This is a genomic window from Streptomyces sp. NPDC042364, assembly GCF_056437585.1.
This window is the reverse complement of record NZ_JBWKAJ010000005.1, coordinates 390,635-412,167: the sequence shown is the minus strand read 5'-3', so window position 1 is coordinate 412,167 and position 21,533 is coordinate 390,635. Positions and strand designations below refer to the sequence as shown.

General features: G+C 72.2%; 18 protein-coding genes and 1 pseudogene. 9 read left to right on the top strand and 10 right to left on the bottom strand.

Going from position 1 to position 21,533, the window contains the following annotated elements:
* Positions 1 to 3 precede the first annotated feature (3 nt).
* The gene (locus AC067N_RS13650) at positions 4 to 192 is read right to left on the bottom strand and encodes a hypothetical protein (protein ID WP_468103107.1); all 189 of its coding nucleotides are present in this window, start codon (positions 190 to 192) and stop codon (positions 4 to 6) included.
* A 166-nt stretch (positions 193 to 358) separates the two neighbouring features.
* Here AC067N_RS13650 and AC067N_RS13645 point away from each other — a divergent pair, with 166 nt between their 5' ends.
* The 5 genes from AC067N_RS13645 to AC067N_RS13625 all read left to right on the top strand — a co-directional run bounded on the left by AC067N_RS13645 (position 359) and on the right by AC067N_RS13625 (position 7,356).
* The gene (locus AC067N_RS13645) at positions 359 to 1,249 is read left to right on the top strand and encodes a GntR family transcriptional regulator (protein WP_478679053.1); all 891 of its coding nucleotides are present in this window, start codon (positions 359 to 361) and stop codon (positions 1,247 to 1,249) included.
* 29 nt (positions 1,250 to 1,278) lie between these two features.
* Positions 1,279 to 1,986: an HAD family hydrolase gene (locus AC067N_RS13640; RefSeq protein ID WP_478679052.1), complete on the top strand. Its 708-nt coding sequence runs from the start codon at positions 1,279 to 1,281 to the stop codon at positions 1,984 to 1,986.
* A gap of 339 nt (positions 1,987 to 2,325) precedes the next feature.
* Entirely contained in the window at positions 2,326 to 4,518 is a 2,193-nt protein-coding gene (locus AC067N_RS13635; RefSeq protein ID WP_478679051.1) for a phosphotransferase, read from the top strand.
* Entirely contained in the window at positions 4,515 to 5,123 is a 609-nt protein-coding gene (locus AC067N_RS13630) for a TetR family transcriptional regulator (RefSeq protein ID WP_478679050.1), read from the top strand. Before AC067N_RS13635 ends, AC067N_RS13630 begins: the two co-directional genes overlap by 4 nt.
* A gap of 67 nt (positions 5,124 to 5,190) precedes the next feature.
* Positions 5,191 to 7,356 (top strand): HelD family protein, encoded by a 2,166-nt coding sequence (locus AC067N_RS13625; RefSeq protein ID WP_478679049.1) that lies wholly within the window; start codon positions 5,191 to 5,193, stop codon positions 7,354 to 7,356.
* A gap of 222 nt (positions 7,357 to 7,578) precedes the next feature.
* On the opposite strand, the gene AC067N_RS13620 is transcribed toward AC067N_RS13625, so the two are convergent.
* The 6 genes and pseudogenes from AC067N_RS13620 to AC067N_RS13595 form a co-directional block, all read right to left on the bottom strand.
* Complete coding sequence (locus AC067N_RS13620; RefSeq protein WP_478679048.1) at positions 7,579 to 8,436, bottom strand: nitroreductase/quinone reductase family protein; 858 nt, start codon at positions 8,434 to 8,436, stop codon at positions 7,579 to 7,581.
* A 590-nt stretch (positions 8,437 to 9,026) separates the two neighbouring features.
* A complete protein-coding gene (locus AC067N_RS13615) occupies positions 9,027 to 10,361 on the bottom strand; it encodes an MFS transporter (protein WP_478679047.1) in 1,335 nt (444 codons plus the stop codon).
* Positions 10,362 to 10,441: 80 nt separating this feature from the next.
* On the bottom strand, positions 10,442 to 11,218 hold the full coding sequence (locus AC067N_RS13610; RefSeq protein ID WP_478679046.1) for a Clp protease N-terminal domain-containing protein: 777 nt from the start codon (positions 11,216 to 11,218) through the stop codon (positions 10,442 to 10,444).
* 149 nt (positions 11,219 to 11,367) lie between these two features.
* Positions 11,368 to 11,445: pseudogene (locus tag AC067N_RS13605) on the bottom strand (ATP-binding protein); the annotation flags it as partial.
* A 43-nt stretch (positions 11,446 to 11,488) separates the two neighbouring features.
* Positions 11,489 to 12,343: an alpha/beta hydrolase gene (locus tag AC067N_RS13600; RefSeq protein ID WP_478679045.1), complete on the bottom strand. Its 855-nt coding sequence runs from the start codon at positions 12,341 to 12,343 to the stop codon at positions 11,489 to 11,491.
* Between the two features lie 100 nt (positions 12,344 to 12,443).
* Positions 12,444 to 13,088, bottom strand: a complete 645-nt coding sequence (locus AC067N_RS13595) for a class I SAM-dependent DNA methyltransferase (RefSeq protein WP_478679044.1) — start codon at positions 13,086 to 13,088, stop codon at positions 12,444 to 12,446.
* A gap of 590 nt (positions 13,089 to 13,678) precedes the next feature.
* On the opposite strand from AC067N_RS13595, the gene AC067N_RS13590 reads away from it, so the two are divergent.
* From AC067N_RS13590 to AC067N_RS13580, 3 genes are all read left to right on the top strand, one after another.
* Positions 13,679 to 14,170, top strand: coding sequence for a helix-turn-helix domain-containing protein (locus tag AC067N_RS13590; protein ID WP_478679043.1), 492 nt, complete (start codon positions 13,679 to 13,681; stop codon positions 14,168 to 14,170).
* 289 nt (positions 14,171 to 14,459) lie between these two features.
* Entirely contained in the window at positions 14,460 to 15,074 is a 615-nt protein-coding gene (locus AC067N_RS13585; protein ID WP_478679042.1) for a hypothetical protein, read from the top strand.
* A 163-nt stretch (positions 15,075 to 15,237) separates the two neighbouring features.
* Positions 15,238 to 15,582 (top strand): DUF2516 family protein, encoded by a 345-nt coding sequence (locus tag AC067N_RS13580; protein ID WP_478679041.1) that lies wholly within the window; start codon positions 15,238 to 15,240, stop codon positions 15,580 to 15,582.
* 171 nt (positions 15,583 to 15,753) lie between these two features.
* Here AC067N_RS13580 and AC067N_RS13575 read toward each other — a convergent pair whose 3' ends face one another.
* From AC067N_RS13575 to AC067N_RS13565, 3 genes are all read right to left on the bottom strand, one after another.
* Entirely contained in the window at positions 15,754 to 17,172 is a 1,419-nt protein-coding gene (locus AC067N_RS13575) for a PP2C family protein-serine/threonine phosphatase (RefSeq protein WP_478679040.1), read from the bottom strand.
* Between the two features lie 424 nt (positions 17,173 to 17,596).
* A complete protein-coding gene (locus tag AC067N_RS13570; RefSeq protein WP_478679039.1) occupies positions 17,597 to 18,700 on the bottom strand; it encodes a C40 family peptidase in 1,104 nt (367 codons plus the stop codon).
* Between the two features lie 274 nt (positions 18,701 to 18,974).
* Complete coding sequence (locus AC067N_RS13565; RefSeq protein ID WP_478679038.1) at positions 18,975 to 19,793, bottom strand: class I SAM-dependent methyltransferase; 819 nt, start codon at positions 19,791 to 19,793, stop codon at positions 18,975 to 18,977.
* 246 nt (positions 19,794 to 20,039) lie between these two features.
* Between AC067N_RS13565 and mshA the strand changes: the two genes are divergently transcribed.
* Positions 20,040 to 21,377 carry a D-inositol-3-phosphate glycosyltransferase gene (gene mshA, locus AC067N_RS13560; RefSeq protein WP_478679037.1) on the top strand — a complete coding sequence of 446 codons (1,338 nt, stop codon included), beginning with the start codon at positions 20,040 to 20,042 and terminating at the stop codon, positions 21,375 to 21,377.
* The last annotated feature ends 156 nt before the right edge of the window (positions 21,378 to 21,533 follow it).

Here is a 21,533-nt window from a genome sequence, read left to right as displayed (position 1 = left end):
GGGTCAGAGGGCGGGGCCCGCGAAGACCAGCGCGAGGATGACGGCGCCTATGGAGCTGCACGTGTGGTTGCGCGCCTTCAGGCCGATGGAGAGGAACAGCAGGCCGACGATTCCCATCGTGCCGTAGCGCCACTCGACCATCTGCTGGAAGGCGACGACGGCGATGGCGGAGAGGAGGGCGATGGCGGGCATGGTGGTACCTCCTTCGAGGCGCTGAGGCGGGGCCGGTAAGAGGAGGCAGAACTTCCGCCAACTTCACCAAGTTGGTCACCAACTCTGATTAGATGGTGCCCACTTGGTTGATACTCATAACCACCTTGCGGTGAACTCCACAAAGATGGATCAGAGTTGTAGCGTTTTGGTCGTGACCCAGGAGAACGTCGCAGTGAACGGCAGCAGAAGGCTCTCGTCCCAGGAGATCGCCGCCACCCTGCGGGAACGCATCCGCAGCGGCGAGCTCAGGCCGGGCGAACGTCTGCCCACCCAGGCCGAGCTGGCCGACGAGTTCGGCGTCGAGCGCGGCACGGTGCGTCAGGCCCTGCGCGTCCTGCACGAGGACGGACTGCTGAGCAATGTGAGCAAGGGCAGCCCGCCCCGGGTCGCCGAGGCCGCCCGCCCCGCCGGCAACGACCCCCAGCCGACGATGGTGGGCCTCGCCTCACGGCTCGCCGAGGCCTTCTCGGCACCGCACGTCCGTGTCGACGCCGCCTGCCTCACCGCGGAGACCCTGATGCTGGCGCTCGGCGAACCGGTCCGCCTCATCCATGAGGGAACCATCCGCCCCGAGTCGATCGACGTCCGTATCCTCCTGCCCTCGCGGAAGATCAACCTGGCCTTCCCGGTGCCCGTCGAGGGCCGCGGCGAGGACGACGAGGAGGACCCCGTCCACAAGCGCTGGCTCGACCAGCGCAACGCCCAGATCCGCGTCCTGCGCCACAACCTCACGGCGCTGCGCACCTCCCACGGCATCGACGTCCGCGTGACCTTCCGGGCCCTGCCCTTCACCCCGCCGGTGAAGCTGTACCTCCTCAACGGCACCGAGGCCCTCATCGCCTACTACATGCTCATGAAGCGCGAGGAGCAACTGGAGGGCGGCCCGCTGGAGATGTACGACGCCTTCGGGACCCAGTCACTGCTGTTCTCCTTCGCGCGGGAGACCGGCCGACGGGACGAGGCGTTCGTGGAGCAGTCCCAGCAGTGGTTCGACGCCCTCTGGGAAACCATCACCACGGACCTGACACTCTCCTAGTGACACCTGATGCGAAGCAGACTGATGCGGTGACCGTGGAGACAGAGATCCTACGAGAGCTGATCGCTCCTGTTCGTTACGTGCTGTTCGACTTCGATGGGCCGATCTGTCGGCTGTTCGCGGGCCATTCCGCGGAGCAGGTGGCGAAGGATCTGGTCGCATGGCTGGAGGGGCAGGGGCTGCACGGCCTGCTCACCGATGAGGAACGGGTCCACCCGGATCCGATGGTCGTGCTGTACGCCATCGACAGGAGGCACCCGCGCAGCGATCTGGTCGCCGAGCTGGAGGAGAGGTTCACCCAGCAGGAGCTGAGGGCGGTCACCTCCGCCATGCCCACCGCGTACGCCGATCCGCTCATCCGCACCTGGTCGGCGCTCGGCGGCCGGCTCGCCGTGGCCACCAACAACTCGCCCCGCACCGTGGCCGATTACCTCGCCGGCCGTGGTCTGACCGGGTGCTTCAGCCCGCACATATACGGCCGGACGAGCGACCTCCATCTGCTGAAGCCCGACCCCCACTGTCTGAACCGGGCGCTGGGCGCCCTGGGCGCCACCCCCTCCGCGGCCCTGATGATCGGCGACGCCCCGACCGACCTCATCGCCGCCGAACGGGCCGGAGTGCCGTTCCTCGGCTACGCCCGTGACGAGGACAAGGGAAGGCAGCTGAGGGACGCCGGTGCCCGCGTCGTCGTCAGGTCACTGGAAACCGTCCTCGGGGTGCTGCGGTCCCGGGCCTGAGCCATGAGCATGAGCAGGACCGTGCCCGCCGCCCGGTGCGCCCCGGACATCACCCGGCGCGTCGGCGACGAGGGCGCCCCGGGGTTCCCCCGGGCCGGCGTTCATCGAGAGCCGGCAGACCCGGTTCGACTCCTGGCGGCGGCTCCCCGGCGGCGGCTCCCTCCCGAACCGCCCGAAACGGGGCGCCCGGACGCGGGAGCCGAACGCGAGCCCTGAACGAGTCGTTGACCGGGTGGCGCGGGGCTCAGCCCATTACAGTGTCCCCACTCTCAACTTTCGTCGCATGCACATCAGAGGCGACGCACGGCTGTTCAGGAGTTCCCCTTGGATGGTCCACCCATGCCTGGCGCCCGGAGGACGGCGTACGACGACTTCGTGCGCCAGGCCAGGACCTTGGGATCGTTCGGCCGGGGCCATCACCACCTCAACTACACGGTGCGGACGCTGACGGAGGCCGACCGGCGGCTCGTGGGCTGTGACGAGGGGCAGTCCGTCACCGTACGGCAGCGCATCCGGTCCGCGCTGCCCGTGGTCATCAGGACGTGGCCGGACGAGGCGGAGGTCCTGCACGCGATCCGCGGTGCCCTGCCGCACGCGCCACGGTGTCTCGTCCAGCGCCGGGGCCTGACCGTCCTGACCCATGTGCCGGGCGTACCCCTGTCCAGCATCTGCCCCGACGGCAAACCGGTGGACACCCGTCTGGTCCAGGGACTCGCCGGGCTGTTGGCGGACCTGACCCGGGTGCGCCGGAAGGACCTGCCGCCGCTGCCGCAGTCGTGGCCCCGGTCGAGCAGGGACAGCCGGGCCTTCCTGCGGACGCTGGCCCGTGCGGCGGAGGAGCAGGTCAGACGGCGCAACTGGGAGAGGTTCGGCGGGCTCTTCGCGACCCTGGGCATCCCCGACGACGCCTTGCCGCGGTTCGCCGAGCGGGTGCCGGCGATGATCAGCCGCCCCTTCAGCCTGCTCCACACCGATCTGCACCGCGACAACGTGATCGTGTCGTACACCGGCGACCCCCCGCTGACCTGCGTCGACTGGGAACTGGCGAGCTACGGCGACCCCCTGCACGACCTCGCCACCCATCTGGTGCGCATGCGGTACCCGGACGGGCAGTGGGAGGAGGTGACGGCCGCGTGGGGCGAGGCGATGGGCCGGCGGCGGAGCGAGGCCGTCAAGGGCCTCGACCGCGACCTGAAGCACTACGTCGCCTTCGAGCGGGCCCAGTCCGTCTACCCGGACGTCATGCGCGCGGTGACCTCGCTCGGTGACTCCTCCGACCAGCGGGACCTGGACGAGGCGACCCGCACGGTGCACCGTGCCCTGGTGGCGGCCGAGGAACCCCTGCGGCTCAGGCGCGTGCCCGACGAGACCGCCGTCGAGCGCGTCCTCTCCCGCTGGAAGGCGTCCCACGGCAAGCGGCACAGCCGTGCGCGGATGGTCGCCGCCATCTCCTGGGAGCGCGACCCGAGGGTGCCCGAGCATCCGGAGTTCCCGGCCTCCGCGGTGCGGGAAGCGCTGTTCGAGGAGGGCGCGGTCTCCGCGGACCGGGTGTTCAGGGGGACGGCTCACATCAGTACGGCCGTACGGGTGTCCGGCTTCCCGCGCCCCGTGATGGTGCGGCGCAAGGTCGGTACGGCCGTGCCCCGGGAGCGGCGCTTCCTCAACGAGCACGCGGTCCTCAGGGCCGTCGAGCTGTCCTGCCCGGGGGTGCGCGCCCCGCGGGTGCTGGCGCTGGGCACGAGTGAACCGGGGGACCGGTTCACCATTCACTCCTACGAGGGGCCGGCGGGAGCGATCCGGCGCCCCGACCACCCGGTGGACGGCCTGCTGCCGCACGAGGCGGACGACCTCGTGGACCAGCTCGCCGAGCTGACCCGGGTCGAGGTCCGGGACCTGGACCGGAGCGCGGCCCTCGACGACTTCTACCCCCGGCTGTGCGACGAGCTGATCCGGATGGTCGCCGAACTCCCCCGGCGGACCGGCGACCTCGCCCGCGAACTCGGGCTGCCCGGCAGCGGCCGCCTGGGCGAACTCCTCCGGCGCCATCTGCTGACCCCGCGCCGCCCCGCCCTCCTGCACGGCGACCTCAACCCGTGGAACCTCGTGCGGCGCGAGGACGGTGCGGGGCTGACCCTCATCGACTGGGAGATGGCGATGGTGGGCGACCCGCTCTACGACCTGGTGCGCCATATGCACCTCACCCCGACCCTCGCGGACATCCGCGAGCGGCTGTTCAACCGCTGGAGCCGGCTCATGCCGGAGGAGTGCACCAAGGGCTGGCGGGACGACTGGCGGGTCTATCGCTGGATCGAGACCGTCCGCTCGGCCTACGTCGACCTCGATCGCCTCGTGACCGGTGACGGCCTGGAGGCGCCCAACGTGCGCCGGGCGGTGGACGGGTACGCCATGACCCTGGCCGCCGCGACCGCGGGCCTCGGGCTCCACGCCCGGGCGAACGCCTTCGACGGCTCCCGGGCCTCCCTGGGCGCCGGGTCCGGCGCCCGCGCGGTCTGCGTAGGCTCGCCCCCATGAGTGAGACCGGCCTGCGGGAGCGCAAGAAGCGGCGGACGTACGAGACGGTGTCGGAGATCGCGATCGAGCTGTTCCTGGAGAAGGGCTTCGACGCGGTGTCCGTGGCCGAGATCGCCGCGGCCGCCGAGATCTCCAAGCCGACCCTCTTCCGCTACTTCCCGGCGAAGGAGGATCTCGTCCTGCACCGCATCGCCGACCACGAGACCGAGTCGGCGCGAGTCGTGGCCGGCCGGGCCGAGGGCGAGTCGGTGGTGGGGGCGCTGCGGGCCCACTTCCTGGCCGGGCTGGCCCGGCGCGACCCGGTCACCGGACTCAACGACCACCCGCGCGTCCTCGCGTTCCACCGGCTCCTCTACGGCACGCCGTCGCTGGTCGCGCGCATGTACGGCCATCTGGAGCGGTCCGAGGAGGCGCTCGCCCAGGTGCTGGGCGGCGGGCTCGACGCGCGGGTCGCCGCCGGGCAGCTCGTCGCCGTACGCCGGGTGCTCGCGATGGAGAACTGGCGGCGGATCGAGCGCGGGGAGCGGGCGGAGGAGATCGAGCCGGAGGCCGTCGCGGCGGCTGAGCGCGTGTTCGGGCGGCTGGAGCGGACGCTGGTCGGGTGAGGGCCCCAAGAGCTGAGTCTCGGTAAAAAATTTAACTCGGTTACGTTATTTCGGTACGCTCGGCGGAATGACGTCCACTCGTGCGCCCGGGAACCCGGCCGACCCCTCCTCCGCCCTGCGTCACGCCCTCGTCCGTGAGCGCGTCCACCACGACGCCTGCCGCGCCGCCCTCGCCGCCATGGTGGAGGGGGCGGGGGAGCAGGTGGTGATCGGGGAGGACGTCTCCGCCTCGGGGGCGGACGCGGAGGTGCTCGGGTACCGGCTCCGCAGTCAGGCCAAGGAGCTGCGTGAACTGCCGGAGGGGCCGCTGTTCTTCGGCCGGCTCGACTTCGAGGGCGGCGGGCAGGGCGGCGGGCAGGGCGGCGGGCAGGGGGGCGAGCACTCCGGGCAGAGCTATCACATCGGGCGGCTGCGGATCACCGAGCATCCGGGGTCGCCGCCGCTGGTCGTGGACTGGCGAGCGCCGGTGGCCCGCGCCTTCTACCAGGCGAGCGCCAGGGACCCGAGGGGCGTGGCCGTCCGGCGGCGCTTCGGCTGGGCTCCCGGCAGCCGGGGCGACTCCGCCGACCTGACCGGGTTCGAGGACGAGCACCTGGGTGGCGGGGGCGCGAGCGACGAGGACCTCACCCCCGGCCGTCTCCTCGCCGCCGAGATCGAGCGGCCCAGGACCGGGCCGATGCGGGACATCGCGGCCACCATCCAGCCGGAGCAGGACGACCTGGTGCGCGCCGGTCTCGCGGCCTCGGTCTGTGTGCAGGGCGCCCCCGGCACCGGCAAGACGGCGGTCGGTCTGCACCGGGCCGCCTACCTCCTCTACACCCACCCCCAGCGCCTCCGCCGCGGCGGCATGCTGATCCTCGGCCCCAACCGGACCTTCCTCTCGTACATCGCGGAGGTCCTCCCGGCCCTCGGCGAGGTGGGCGTGCGCCAGTCGACCGTCACGGACGAGATCGCCCGGCAGCCGGTCACCGCCGAGGACGACGAGCGCGCCGCCGTCCTCAAGCACGACGTCCGGATGGCGGAGGTGCTCCGCCGGGCCCTGTACGCCCGGATCGCGACCGGGGAGCCCGAAGCGCTGGTGGTGCCGGACGGTACGTACCGCTGGCGGGTGCCCGGCGACCGGCTCGGGCGGATCGTGGCGGACGTACGGGAGGAGGAGCCGGAGCCGCCGTACGACACCGGACGGGAGCGGGTCCGGGCGCGGGTCGTGGGGCTGCTGCGGGAGCAGGCGGAGCGGCGGGCCGGGCCCCGGTCGAACGCCTGGGTGTGGCGGATCTCCCGGTCGCGGCCGGTGGGCGCGTTCCTCGACTCGGTGTGGCCGCGGGTCCGGCCGGAGGAGGTCGTGGCGCGGCTGCTGGGTGACCGGGACGCGCTCGCCGCCGCGGCGGAAGGGGTGCTCGACGCGGAGGAGCAGAAGGCCGTGCTGTGGTCGAAGCCGCCGCGTTCGTGGCGGTCGGCGCGCTGGTCGGCCGCCGACCTGATCCTTCTCGACGAGGTCGCGGGGCTCCTTGAGCATCCCGAGGGGTACGGGCATGTCGTCATCGACGAGGCGCAGGACCTCTCGCCGATGGAGTGCCGGGCGATCGCGCGCCGGGCCGTGTTCGGCTCGGTGACGGTCCTGGGCGACCTGGCCCAGGGAACCACCCCCTGGGCGGCCCGCGACTGGCCCCGCCTCCTCGCCCACCTCGGCAGACCCGAGGCGGCCGTCGTCCCCCTGACCACCGGCTTCCGGGTGCCGCGGGCCGTGGTGGACGTGGCCAACCGGTTGGTGGGAAGGCTGGGCGTGGACGTGCCGGCGGCTCGCTCCCTGCGGGGGGACGGGGAAGTCCGGGTACGGAGGGTGGGGGAAGGGGAGCGGGACCATGTCGTGGACGCCCCTGCCGTGGACGCCGGCCCGGCGGCCGGGGTCGTCACGGAGACCGTCGCCGCCGTGCGTGACGCGCTCGCCCGTGAGGGGTCGATCGGGGTGATCGCGGCCGACGCCCATGTCGTACGGCTGCGGGAGGCACTCGACGGGGCGGGGGTCGCGACCGGGGGAGCGGACGACCTGCGGGCGCGGGTCGCGGTGCTGGGGGCGCGGACGGCGAAGGGGCTGGAGTACGACCATGTCGTGGTCGTCGAGCCGGCCGCGATCGTGGCGGCCGAACCGCGGGGCCTGCACCGGCTGTACGTCGTGCTCACCCGGGCGGTGTCCCGCCTGGACGTGGTGCACGCGTGGGCGCTGCCGTGGTGACCGGCGGCCCGGCGCGTCAAAGGCCCGCCGACATCAGGGGTGTTACGCGATGGCGGCGCAGTCATGACAGGACGCGGACCTCGATGCCGGGCCGTGTGACTACGGGCGGGGTGTGCCGGTGAGCGCCGGAACGCGAGCCCGTTCTCCCTCCCCCCAGGGGGCTCGTCCGCCGCTCACCGGCTTGTCCGTGTCCGGGTGGCGGCCCGCTTGCCGCCCGGCGGGTCAGCCCGTGGCCGAGGCGGCGTCCAGGGCGGGGATCAACTGCTCCTCCTCGTAGTCGAGATGGGCCTCCAGCTCGGCTATGAGCCGTTCCACCTCGGCGAGTACGGCCCCCGTGTCCGCGTTCTCCGTGGCCGTCACGGCCCGGCGCAGCTCCTCGACCAGGGCGGCGATCCGCTCGTGCTCCTCATGGAGGCGGGCGAGCGCCGGGGCGAGTTCCGGGTGCCGGCCGGCGACGAACGGGAACAGCATGGTGTCCTCGCCGGTGTGGTGGTTGTGCAGCCCCTGACAGAAGGTGAGGCAGTTGACGCGCAACTGCGCACCGAGAGTGGCCTTGCCGTTGCTAATCAACTCCTGCTTGATCAGCGCGAGTTCGCGGCGGAAGGCGTCGTGCACGACCTTGATGGCCTCGCCCATGGAACCGGCGCTGATGTTCGGGGGTCCGGCCACGGGGACCTCACGGAGGGCGACGACCGGGATCGTACGGTCCGTCTTCGCCTGGTACTCGGCCCATCCCGGGTCGGACTCGACCGCCCGCGCGAAAGCCCGGTCCCGTTCCTCGCCGTCCAGGACGACGGCCTCCGCCTCGTAGGTGAACGCCCCGCTCTCGATGGTCACCCGGGGGTTGGCGAGGACGTTCCGGTACCAGTCGGGGTGCTTGGGCGAACCCCCGGCCGAGGCGATGACCAGGATCGTGCCGTCGCCGTCGGGGAGGTAGCCGAGGGGAGTGGTGTGCGGGTTGCCCGTACGGGCGCCGATGGTGGTCAGGAGGATCAGGCGGGCGCCCTCGAACATGCCGCCGACCTTGCCGTGGTTGGCGCGGAACTCCTCGATGACCGTCTGGTTGAAGGGGTTGGGCATTCTCTGCTTTCTGTCGATGACGATGCCGGCGGCTCACGACGAGGCCGCGGCACCGCTGTTCTGCGCGGCGTCGCTGGTGTCGTGGTGTCGCGGGCATCGCTGGTGTCGTGGTGTGCGGGCAGGGGTGATCGCCCGCGCTGTGCGCGTCACGGTGGGACGGGGCAACAGCGCGGTGCGGTGCGGTGCGTGCGATGTCGCGTGGTGGCGTGCGGGGCGACACCCGTGCCGGCACGCGACGCGACGCGATGCGATGCGACGCGACGCGATGCGATGCGATGGGTGTGTCGGCAGGTGGCGCCATGCACGGGGCGCGAGGCAGGTGGTGCCAGGCATGTGGTGCCAGGCGGTGCCGTGCAGGTGGTGCGAGGCGTGGGTGCCCCGCGGTGCCGTGCATGCGATGCCCCGCGGTGCGATGCACGCGGTGTCATGTGGTGTGCTGCGGCGCGGCACTCCCACGCGCCCCGGCAGGCGGGCCCCTGGCCCGCCCCGACCTCACTCGGAGGCCGGGTAACCCATCCGCTCACGGCCCAAGGCCGACCCGGCAGTCATGAGGGCAACGGTAGTGGGGCGGAGGGCCGTTGGGCAACGAGTTATTCGAGGTGGACCGTGTGTCCGACTTCCCCACGCTCATCTCCCTCCGCCCCCTCCGCCGTGCTCCCGGTCGGCGTCCCGCTCCCGACCGTCCCGCGCCGGCTGCCCCACGCCCACATCGCCGTGGCCACGACGGCCAGGGCGATGGTCGCGAGGCCGGAGGCGGCCAGCACCGGGCGGGGGCCCAGCGCGGCGGTGAGGGGGCCGCCGAGGGCGGTGCCCACGGGGGCGGCGGTGAGCAGGGCGGCGCCCCGGGCCGCCAGGACCGTGGTCAGCCACGCCGGAGGCGTACGGTCCTGGAAGAGCGTGTAGGACAGTGCGGTGAAGGGGCCGTAGATCACACCGCCCAGGGCGAAGCAGGCGAGGGTGACGGCGGCGGGTGCGCCCAGCCCGAACGGCACCAGCACCCCGCCCCACCCGGCGACGATCGCCAGGGTGACGGGCCACAGCGGGAGCCTGCTCAGGGCGCCGACGGTGAGGCCGCCCACGACGGCACCCACCCCGAAGACGGTCCAGTACAGCCCGAGCAGACTGGACTCGGCGTGCAGATCGGCGGTCACGTGCAGCGGGAGCGCGACCTCCACCGGTCCGTAGAGGAAGTTGAAGAACCAGGTCAGGGCAAGGACCCCGAGCAGTTCGGGCTGCCTGCGCAACAGGTGCAGCCCGGCCGCCGACTGGCCCGTGTCGACCGGCGCGGCCGTCTCCGCGGTCGTCGCGGCGCCGCCCAGCCGTCCGACCTGGAAGGCGAGTACGGCGAAGGACACGGCGTCGATCCCGATGATCCAGGCCGGACTCAGCACGGTCGCCAGGAACCCGGCGATCGCGGGGCCGACGATGATCGATGCCGAGGAACTGGAGCTGACCAGGGCGTTCGCGGCCAGCCGCTGCTCCGGCGGCAGGATCCGGGCGAGCAGGGAGTACTTGCCCGCGCTGCCCCAGGCGTGCAGTACCGACGAACCGGCGAGCAGGACGACGTACAGGACCGGGTGCAGCACCCCCAGAAGCCAGGCGAGCGGGACGCAGCCGAGGAGCGTCGCGCGGAGCCGGCTGTCCGCCGCCAGCAGCCGCTGAGCGGGCAGCCGGCGCAGCCACCGCCCGAAGACCAGCGCCCCCACCGCCCCGGGCAGCGCGTACGCGGCGATCGCGGCGCCGACCAGCAGGCCGGACCGGCCGGGTGGCGCGATCTCCACGGCGAGCCAGGCCACGGCCACCACGCTCATCCCGTCCCCGAGATCCGAGGCCGCCAGGGCCGGCAGCAGCCGCCGGAACTCGGTGTGGCCGAACAGGGGCCGGTAGGTGGGCGGCAGCAGGCGGGTCGTCCAAGGCGAAGTCACCCGCAAAGACTCGCGGATCAAGCACGGTCGAGGTCAAGACCTTACGAGTCAACTCCCTTACGGGGATGGGCGGACGGTGATCAACCGGACCCCGGGACGGCGCCGTCGGCGGATGCGGCACCGGCGGTCGCGCCGGTGGGCGCGGTGGTGGGTGCGGTGGCGGAGGAGGCGCCGGCGGGCGCGTTGGCGTCCGGATCGAAGCCGGCCTCGGTCAGGATGTCGGCGGCGACCCCGCGTCCGACCCCGGCGAGCCCGGCCAGCAGGTCGTCGCAGTCGATGAGGTCGGCGCCCCGCTCCCCGGACCGTGCCTCGGCGATGGCGATCGCCTTGCGGGAGTACGGGGTCCAGGCGATCCGCTCGGCCGCCTGCGAGGCTCCCATGCTCAGCCTGTCGCCGACCGACCGGTGAACCGTCTCGGGCGCGATCCCGGCGGCCCGCAGCAGCCGGGTCGCGGCGTTGTCCTCCGCGGTCAGCCCCCACAGCAGGTGCTCGGTGCCGATGTAGTTGTTGCGGTGGTGCACCGCCGCCCGCTTCACGTGGACCATGGCCTGACGCAGCCCGTCGGTCATCGTCTCGGGCCCGTAGCGCTTGTGCGGGGCGTGGAAGCGCTGCTGCACCGCCTGCCGGGTCACTCCGAGGGCCCCGCCGACGTCCGTCCACGACGAGCCGTGCATACGACAGTGCTCGACATAGTCCTCGACCAGGTCGTCCGCCAACGCCTGCAACTCACCCGCGAGTTGCGCGGCCACGGCAAGGAGCGCGAGCCAGTCGGGCTGTTCCTGTCCGCCGGTGCGGTGCGCGGTGTCGCATCTCCGGTCCACTTCCGCGATGAGATCGTCCAGATCAGGGAGAGCCATGAGGCAAGTACGCCTTGACAGTTGGAGATTGTCAAGGCGAACTTGCCTTTTCGGGCCGGGCGTTCAGCATGTGACGGTCCCCGCGGTCCGCGCGGCCGCCTCCTGCGGCGTGAGGCGCGTGGTGTCGATCGCCTTGGCTTCTTCGTGGAGCCGGGTGCGGTGTCCATCAGCGTCTCGCCGGCCTTCTCGGCGTCGAGCACCCGTGAATCTGGAAGGAGTTGTTGCACAAGAGGACTGGTCGTCGACTTGCCCGCGCCATATGCGGCCGGCTCAGTGCGCGGCGAGGCTCGCCAGCAGCTGGGCGGCGGGCTCCGGGTGGACGAGCCAGCGCAGATGGCTCCCTTCGAGTGTCCGGACGTCGAACGGGTTGTCCGGGGTGAGCGCGTTCCCTTCGCGGATCATGCGGTCCTGCGCGGCGGGCGGAATGCCGGCGTCGCCGGCCAGACGGACATAGGTCTTGGGTATCCGCCCCCAGGTCGCGGCCTGTGCCCGGTCGGCGGACGTGCCGACGTCGAGGTTCTCGTCGGGCTGGAAGGTGTTCAGGAAGGTCCGGAACTCGTCATCGGTGAGGTCCGCCGCGAACGCCCCCTTGAACGCCGCGAGCGCCGCCGGGTCGGCGGTGCGGAAGTTCGTGCGGAGCAGCCCGAGTTCCGCCGGGTTCCCGACGAGGGCGCCGGCGAAGCCCCCCAGGTCGACGTCCGCCATCTCCGGCTGGGCGTAGTAGTCGTTCACGTCGAGATCGACGGGGCACCAGGCGGAGACGTACACGATCCGGTCGATCAGCTCGGGCCGGGCGTTGGCGGCGGCGGTGGCCGTGATGCCGCCCCGGCTGTGGGAGACGAGGACGGTGGGCCCGTTCCGCTTGGCCCGTTCGAGGACCTCGATGACACGGGCGGCGTTGTCGGCGAGGGTGACGCCCTTGATGCCCCCCGGCTCCGCGGCGAGGGCGTCGAGATCCTGGGGAGCCTGGTAGGCCGCCGGGAACGTCGCCTCGAATCCGTGCCCGGGGAGGTCGACCGCGACCGAGCGGTGCCCGAGCAGGGCGAGCTCGGCCTGTAACGGCGCGAACGAGAAGGAGTTCGCGAACGCCCCGTGGACAAGAACGAATGTCGGCGGAATCAGCATGCCTCACCCTCCACCAGAACGACCGCAGGAACAAGATCGCGAATGCCAGGCGTTGACGTGCTCAGGGGATACGGGTTGCCGGCCGGCTACGGGACACCTCTCAGGGCTGACGGCGTGCGAAGAGGACCGCCCCTGGAACGCTCTCGTCGAGGTCGAGGAGCAGGTGGGCCTCGACCGTGAAGCCGGCGTCGCGAAGCCGGGTTGCCACTTGGTCAGGCTGGCGGCGGTGGACGTGGACGTTCATCGGGAGACCGCCGTAGCCCCGCGTCTTGAGCCTCGACTCGTCGCCGACGTGAAAACCGAGCAGTAGTGGTCCGCCAGGGCGTAGCACGCGGTGGAAGTGGCTGAAGACCGTGGGGACGGCATCGTCGGGGACGTGTATCAGCGACCAGAAGGCGAGCAGGCCGGCGAGCGAAGCGTCGGCGAGGTGGAGGTCGGTCATCGAGCCGACTTCGAACCGCAGGCCGGGGTGGTCGTGCCGAGCGACGTCGATCATCAAGGGTGAGAGATCGATGCCGAACGCGTCCACGCCCAGCTGCTGCAGGTGAGCGGTGACGTGTCCCGGTCCGCAGCCCACGTCCGCCACCGGCCCGCCGCCGGTCGCGTGCACCGACTCGGCGAACAACGCCAGAGCCGCGCGAAGGTAGGGCTCCCCGGCCAGCACCTCGCGCAGCTGGTCGGCATAGCTGGCCGCGACCGTGTCGTAGGAGGTGCGGGTGTCTGCCAACCACTGGCCCGTGTCCATACCCCGACACAGTAGCCCCAGCGATCAGGACGGCGTGCAGGGCCGGAGGACGCGTGATCACCACCGACGAACCTGATTGAAGCTGTCCTGCCTCGGCTGGGACCTGTCGTTTGGATCACGCCTGGGCCGCGGGGCGTGGTGCGCACACCTGCGGCGTTGCCGTCGGTTGCCAACTCCCCCACGCTTGAACAACCTCGCGCGGGGGGTCATCCCGCCCCACGAGCACGAGACCGACCACCACGCTCAACACCAGCCCCAGCCTGCGGCTGGAGTCAACGCACAGAGCCTCCAGCAATCCCGGAGCGGTTCATACCGAGAAAAGTCCCAGGCGTGTACAGGCGAACGTGCTCAGTCGTGGGACCGGGAGGACAACCCTGCGGCCGTGGGGGTGTCCGCGAGCGTCGGTGAAGACCGAGACCCCCCACCAAATGCCCGGGGAATGACCGAGACGTCAGCCCAGATGCCCGGAGATCTCCGAGACTGCCCGCACATCACAGAGACAGGACAGAAGCTCGTCGGCCGACGTGGCGTGGCACACTTTTGCAAGCAGGTGCTTGCAATAGTTAGCAAGGGTGGGGCATGGTGGAGGCATGGCATCGCTCAACGTCGGCAATCTCGGTGAGTACCTGCGTGAACAGCGGCGAAACGCGCAGCTGTCGCTCAGGCAGCTCGCCGACGCCGCCGGGGTGTCCAATCCGTATCTGAGTCAGATCGAGCGCGGGCTGCGCAAGCCGAGCGCGGAGGTGCTCCAGCAGGTCGCCAAGGCACTGCGGATCTCCGCCGAGACGCTGTACGTGCGGGCCGGCATCCTCGACGCCGAGCGGGACCGGGACGAGGTGGAGACGCGCGCCGTCATACTCGCCGATCCCACGCTGAACGAGCGGCAGAAGCAGGTGCTGCTGCAGATCTACGAGTCCTTCCGCAAGGAGAACGGGTTCGAGGTCCTCATAGGCGACGGCGAGGACTCGGACACGGTCCGGGACGCGGCCCGCGCCGAGGCGGAGGCGGAGGCCGGCGAAGGCGCCGGACGGACCCCCGGCCCGGGCCCCGGCGACGCCGGTCCGCGGCTGACGGCGAGATGACCGAGCCATGGACCCGCAGACCGCAGACCGCAGACCGCAGACGCCGACCGCAGACCACGGACCCGCACGAGCACGGACCCGCACGAGCACGGAACCGCACGAGCACGGAACCGCACGAGCACGGACCCGCAGCACCGCGCGACCGCGCATCACACAACCGCAGACCGGAGATCCGGCCTCGTCGAAGAGGTGGAAGCCGTTGAAGACGCCGAACCCGTCACAGACGTCGACCGTGGGCCGGACCCGCACAGAACCCTCAGCTGAACGCCAGACCCGGAGGACCATCACCATGGCCATCACCGACGACATCCGCAAGGCCGTTACCGACCCGACGCCGCTCTACTTCGCCGCCGGCACCGCCGACCTCGCCCTCCAGCAGGCCAAGAAGGTGCCCGGCATCGTCGAGCAGCTGCGCGCCGAGGCGCCGGCCAAGATCGACGCCGTGCGCAACACCGACCCCAAGGCCGTCCAGGAGAAGGCGACCGCCCGGGTCAAGGAGACGCAGGAGACCCTCCAGACCAAGGTCACCGAGCTGCTCGGCACCCTGGACACCGACCTCAAGAAGCTCGGCGAGAGCGCCCAGGACCTCGCGCTGCGCAGTGTCGGCGTGGCCGCCGAATACGCCGTGAAGGCCCGCGAGACCTACGAGCGGGTCGCCGAGCACGGTGAGCAGGCCGTGCGCACCTGGCGCGGCGAGGCCGCGGAGGAGATCGAGGAGCTCGCGATCGCCGTCGAGCCGAACACCGCGCCCAAGGCCGAGCCGGTCGCGGTCAAGGACGAGCCGGCGAAGCCCGCCGAGGCCAAGGCCGCGCCCGCGCCGGCCCCCGCCGCCAAGCCGGCCGCGAAGAAGGCTCCGGTCCGCAAGCCGACGACCGCGAAGAAGACCACGCCGCCCGCCAAGTAGGCGGTAGGCGCCGGCCCGGCGACGGTGCGGCGCCGCAGGACACGGTACGGGGACGGGCCGGGCACCTTTGAGGTGTTCGGCCCGTTCTTACGGGTACGGTGGGCCCGTAGGACTGTTCGGACGACCGTGACCGCGAGAGCGAAGAGAACGGGTGGTGGGCGGCATGCTGATGGACGGCTTCGCCGGGTTCATGGGGCTGCTGCAGCTCGCTGTGATCGCCCTGGCCGCGTTCGCGCTGATCGACGCCACGTTCCGGCGCGAGGACGCGTTCCGGGCGACGGACAAGCAGACCAAGGTGTTCTGGCTGATCATCCTCGGGATCGCGCTCGTCGTGAGCCTGCTGTTCCCGCTCCTGTCGTTCCTGCCGATCATCGGCCTGATCGCCAGCATCGTCTACATCGTCGACGTGCGCCCCGCGGTGCGGCAGATCTCCGGCGGCGGTGGCCGGGGCGGCAGCCGCGGCTCGAGCAGCGACGGACCGTACGGGCCGTACAACGGCGGCCGGTGATCCCGCGGGCGTGAAGCTGCGGCCGGGTGATCCCGCGGGCGTGGTCCCGCGGCCGGTGATCCCGCGGGCGTATTCCGCGGTCTCCACATCGCACCGGGCGACCTGACTCCCGATCCCCGATCCCCGACCCCCGATCCCCGACCCCCGACCCCCGGCAGGGACCGGCTCGGGTCAGCCCTCGCGGTCCAGGAGGAGGACGGCCACGTCGTCGGTGAGTTCGCCGCCGTTGAGGTCGCGGACCTCGTTCACCGCGGCGCGCAGCAGCTCCTCGCCGCGCAGGCCGGCGGCGAGCTGGCGGCGGATCATCGCGACCATGCCGTCCTGGCCGAGGCGCTCCTTGCCCTCGCCGATACGGCCCTCTATCAGCCCGTCCGTGTAGAGCATCAGGCTCCAGGCGGCGCCCAGCTCGATCTGCGTGCGCGGCCAGCGCGCGTTCGGCAGCAGGCCGAGAGCGGGGCCGCCGTTGTCGTACGGCAGCAGTTCGGCCGGCGGGGCGGCGCCGTCCCGGCCGTGGCGGGCGATCAGCGGTGACGGGTGCCCGGCCAGGCACAGACCCGCGCGGCGGCCGTCGGGCGCGATGTCGACCGTGCAGAGCGTCGCGAAGATCTCGTCGTTCTCCCGCTCGTGCTCCAGGACGCGCTGGAGCGTGGAGAGCAGTTCGTCACCGCACAGCCCCGCGAACGTCAGCGCCCGCCAGGCGATGCGCAGCTCCACGCCGAGCGCCGCCTCGTCCGGGCCGTGCCCGCAGACGTCGCCGATCATGACGTGGACCGTGCCGTCGGGGGTGCGGACGGTGTCGTAGAAGTCGCCGCCGAGCAGCGCCCGGGAACGGCCCGGCCGGTAGCGCGCGGCGAACCGCAGGGACGAACCCTCCAGCAGGGGCGTGGGCAGCAGGCCGCGCTCCAGGCGGGCGTTCTCCTGGGCGCGCAGCCGGGACTCCGTGAGCCGGCGCTCGGCCGTGTCCGACCGCTTGCGCTCCACCGCGTAACGGATCGCGCGGCTCAGCAGGCGGTCGTCCAGCTCGTCGCGGAACAGATAGTCCTGCGCGCCGACCCGCACGGCCTCCGCGCCGCGCTCGGCGTCACCGGAGTCGGTGAGGGCGAGGACGGCGTGGCGGGGGGCCAGCTCCAGGACGTGCTTGAGGACGGAGAGTTCGTCGATGCCGGTGACGGTCTCCGTGGCGGTGCCGCCGCCGGAGGCGGCCGGGGCGTCGGGGACGCGGCCCGGGGCCGGCAGCGCCAGGTCCAGGAGGATGCAGTTGACGTCGTCGGTCAGCAGCCGCTGGGCCTCGGTGAGGTTGCGGGCGGTGCGGACGCGGATCGGCTTGCCCGCGGAGTCGAGCAACTCGGGCACGTTGAGCGAACCGGACGGGTCGTCCTCGATCAGCAGCACCGTGAGGTTGGTGGGGCCGGTCGGGGAGACGGCACCGCCGGACGGACCGGCCGGGTGTGTGGACTTGTCGGCAGGGGCCTGGGCCGAGGCGTTCAGGGCCGCCCCCTCTCCGGATGGGCCGCTGGGTGCGGACACGGCGTGCGCCTGACCACTCTCCACGGCCGGGATCGCTCTCTGCCGCGGTACGGGTACGGGCATCGTCTTGGGTTCCTTCCCTCCCCCCGAGGGCACGGGCGGGGCGAGGGACCTCGACCCACCGACGGGGACCTTAGCGCCAGGCCCCGCCGCAACGGAATGCTCGGCGAGGCGCCGAAGGGCAATCGGCCACCGTCATATGCCGCATCCCGTACCGCATTTGGACATGACAGGGCTTTCGTCCGGGATGACGAATGTCACGCGACGGGGGTCGAGGCGGCGGCCGAAGGTGGTGGGAGTCACGTGCGGTCGGTCACTTGGGTGCCGCGCGGCTCGGGCGTTCGGGTGGTTTCGGTGGATTACGGGTGGAATGAGGAGGGGGTGGAGGTGGAAAACCGGCCGCTCACCGGCGAGTTGTGGCCGCTCGCGTGACGGTCGGGCGCCCCGGGGGCGGGGCCCGGCGCGCTGCTCGCCCCGCGTCCGCCGGTCACGCGTCCGGGCGTACGACCCCCAGGATCGGCATCGAACCCGCACCCGCGATCGTCACCGTCCGCCCCGGGCGCGGGGCGTGGACGATCGTGCCGTCGCCGATGTACATGGCGACATGGCTGGCGTCGGCGTTGTAGATGATCAGGTCGCCGGGTCGCATGTTCTCGACGGGGATGTGCTTGAGCTGCCGCCACTGCTCCTGCGAGGTCCGGGGGATGCTCCGGCCGGCCGCGATCCACGCCTGGCTGGTGAGGCCGGAGCAGTCGTACGTCCGGGGGCCCTCGGCGCCCCATTCGTACGGTTTGCCGATCTGGTCCGTCGCGAACTTCACGGCCTTCCGGCCCTGTTCCGACGCCTTGCCGTCGATCTCGTCGAGGATGCCGGAGTCCAGCCAGGCGGCCTGTGACTGCCGTGCGACGTCCTCCTCCAGCTCGGCCAGCCGCTCCCGCTCGTCGTCCTCCAGCTCGGCTTCCAGCTTCTCGGCGGCGGCGATCTGCTTCTTGATCTTCTTCTTGGCCTTCTCCTTGGCCTTGCGGTTCGCCTCGAGCTTCTCCCAGCGCGCGGAGGCGTCCTTGGAGTACTGCTCCAGGTCGTCCTGCGTGCGGTTCATCTCGGCGAGCAGGCCCTTGGTCGCCAACTGCCCCTGCCGCAGCCGGTCCGCGCCCTCCAGGAACTCCTGGGGGTTCTCGCTCAGCCACAGCCGGACCTCCGGCGGCAGACTGCCGCCCCGGTACTGGGCGCGGGCCGCGGCGCCGATCAGGTCCTGCAACTCGTCCAGCTTCTCCTGGCCCTTGACGATCTCGTTCGCCAGGTCGACGAGCTCGGCGGACTGCTTGTCGGCCTTCTCCTCCGCCGCGTTGTACGCGTCGGTGGCGACCGCCGCGTCGTGGTAGAGGTCCTCCAGCTTCGCGCGTACGGCCTCCAACTCCTCGTTGGTGACCGGCCCGGAGTCCGCGTCGGGGGTGCCCGTGCCCGACGGGGCCGGTGTGGGGGTCGGGTCGGTCGGTCGCGTCTGGCTCGCGTACGCGGTGACCGGTGTGCCCAGCACGGTCATCGCGCAGACCACGGCCACGGCCGCCATGGTCAGGCTCCGCTTGCCCATACCCCTTGCCCCCAACCCGTTCCAGCACCGACGGCTCCCGCCGGAGCGAACTGATTAACCGTCAGTAACTTCCGGCGCCTGGGTGATCGTGCCACGGAGCCGCGCAATGCGACAGAGGCGGGCGGAAACTCCCTTCCCCCTGCTCCCGCCCGCATCACCGGGCTCCCGTCTGTGTGACGAACGACTCACCGGGAGCGTTCCCTCGTGCCGCGGGAACGTTGCGGCGTGTCACCGGAATTGCGCCCGGGGGGAGTTAAGGATGTTCCGGTGCCGCTCAGGCCCTGGGCGCCAGCGCCTCCCAGGCGACCGTCACCTCGCCCTGGCGCCAGCGTGCGACCCCGTCCCGCACCGGCCAGTCCGCGCGCAGATCGCGGATCGTGCGGATCCAGCGCTGGCGGGCCCCGTACGAGGCGTACGGGGCCGCGGCGGCCCAGGCGCGGTCGAAGTCGCGGAGGAAGGCGTGGACGGGCTCCCCCGGGACGTTGCGGTGGATCAGTGCCTTGGGGAGGCGCTCGGCGAGGTCGGAGGGGCGTTCCAGCGAGCCGAGCCGGGTGGCGAAGGTGACCGTGCGGGGCCCCTCCGGGCCGAGGGCGACCCACACGTGGCGGCGGCCGATCTCGTCGCAGGTGCCCTCGACGAGCAGTCCGCCCGTCGAGACCGGCAGGCCGCCGGGTGACGGCGGGGCGGCCGGTGCGAGGCGGGCGCACAGCCGCTCCCACACGGCGGCGACCTCCTCCTCGTCGTACTGCCGCAGGACGTTCGCCGCCCGGATGAGGGCCGGGCGCCCCGGCACCGGCACCTCGAAGCCGCCGTGCCGGAAGGTCAGGCCCTCGCACGCGTACGGCCGCGCCGCCGCCACCCTGGCCGGGTCGATCTCGATGCCGACGACCTCGGTGCGGGGCGCCGCCGCGCGCAGGCGCCGCAGCAGCTCCAGCGCGGTCCAGGGGGCGGCGCCGTAGCCGAGGTCCACCGCGAGGGGGGTGGCGGCACGGCGGAGTTCGGCGCCGTGGGTCGCGGCGATCCAGCGGTCCATGCGGCGCAGACGGTTGGGGTTGGTGGTGCCGCGGGTCACCGTGCCGACGGGTCTTGCCATGGGCCGAGCGTATGCGGGGCGGCCGTTCCCCGGGGCTCCGCCCCGGGCCCTCGGGGGGGGCGCCGGCCCGTCGTGCCACCCGTATCGGTCCCCGGGGTCCCGTATCCGGGCAGTCGTCGAACGGTTGAGCGATGGTCGGTAATTGTTTTGCAAAGAGGAAATGGAACCGCCTCGTCCGGCGTTCCCCCTGCCGAGAGGGTCCGCATGCCCTCCGAACGGCATGCCCGCAGCAAGGAGGAACGCCACGTGAGCCACTACGTCAGCAGGCTCGGGCGACGCTCTCCGACCGCCGCGTCCCGGTTGAGACTGCACAGGAAGCCCCGCCGCGTGGCGATGCTGTCCGTGCACACCTCGCCGCTCCACCAGCCGGGCACGGGCGACGCGGGCGGCATGAACGTCTACATCGTGGAGCTCGCGCAGCGGCTCGCGGAGCTCAACATCGAGGTGGAGATCTTCACGCGGGCCACGACGGCGGCCCTCCCGCCGAAGGTCGAGCTGGCGCCCGGTGTCCTCGTCCGGCATGTCGACGCGGGCCCGTACGAGGGGCTGGCGAAGGAGGACCTGCCCGCCCAGCTGTGTGCCTTCACCCACGGGGTGATGCAGGCATGGGCGGGGCACCGCCCCGGCCACTACGACCTCGTCCACTCGCACTACTGGCTCTCCGGCCACGTCGGCTGGCTCGCCGCCGAACGCTGGGGCGTCCCGCTGGTGCACGCGATGCACACGATGGCGAAGGTCAAGAACGCCGCACTCGCCCTGGGCGACACCCCCGAACCCGCGGCCCGCGTCATCGGCGAGACCCAGGTCGTACGGGCCGCCGACCGCCTCATAGCCAACACCGCGGAGGAGGCCGACGAACTCGTACGGCACTACGACGCCGACCCCGCCAAGGTCGCCGTCGTCCATCCCGGCGTGAACCTCGAACGCTTCCGCCCGGCCGACGGCCGAGCCGCGGCCCGGGCCCGCCTCGGCCTCCCCCAGGACGCGCTGATCCCTCTCTTCGCCGGCCGCATCCAGCCCCTCAAGGCCCCCGACGTGCTGCTGCGCGCCGTGGCCGTCCTGCTCGGCGAGCGGCCCGAACTGCGGTCCAGGATCGTCGTGCCGGTCGTCGGCGGACCGAGCGGCAGCGGGCTCGCCAAGCCGGAGGGGCTGCAGAAACTGGCCGCCCGCCTCGGTATCGCCGATGTCGTGCGCTTCCGCCCGCCGGTCGGCCAGGAGCAGCTCGCGGACTGGTTCCGGGCGGCGTCCGTGCTGGTCATGCCGTCCTACAGCGAGTCCTTCGGCCTCGTCGCCATCGAGGCGCAGGCGGCCGGTACGCCGGTGCTGGCCGCCGCGGTCGGCGGCCTCCCGGTCGCGGTGCGCGACGGGCACACCGGCTTCCTGGTCCAGGGGCACGATCCTGCGGCGTACGCGCGCGTGCTGCGTGATTTCGCCGACACCCCCGAACTCACCGCCCGCATGGGCGAGGCCGCCGCCCGCCACGCCGAGTCCTTCGGCTGGGACACCGCCGCGCGGGCCACCGCCGACGTGTACACGGCGGCGACCCACGATCACCGACGGCACGGGCTGCGGGTCCACGGCTGAGGGCCGAGGGCCGAGGGCCGAGGGCTTGCGGGACGAGGGCTTGCGGGACGAGGGCCCACGGCTGACGGCCCACGGCTGACGGCTGACGGCTGACGGCCGCTGGCTGTTGGCTTGCGGCTGAGAGCCCAGAGCCCAGAGCCCAGAGCCCAGAGCCCA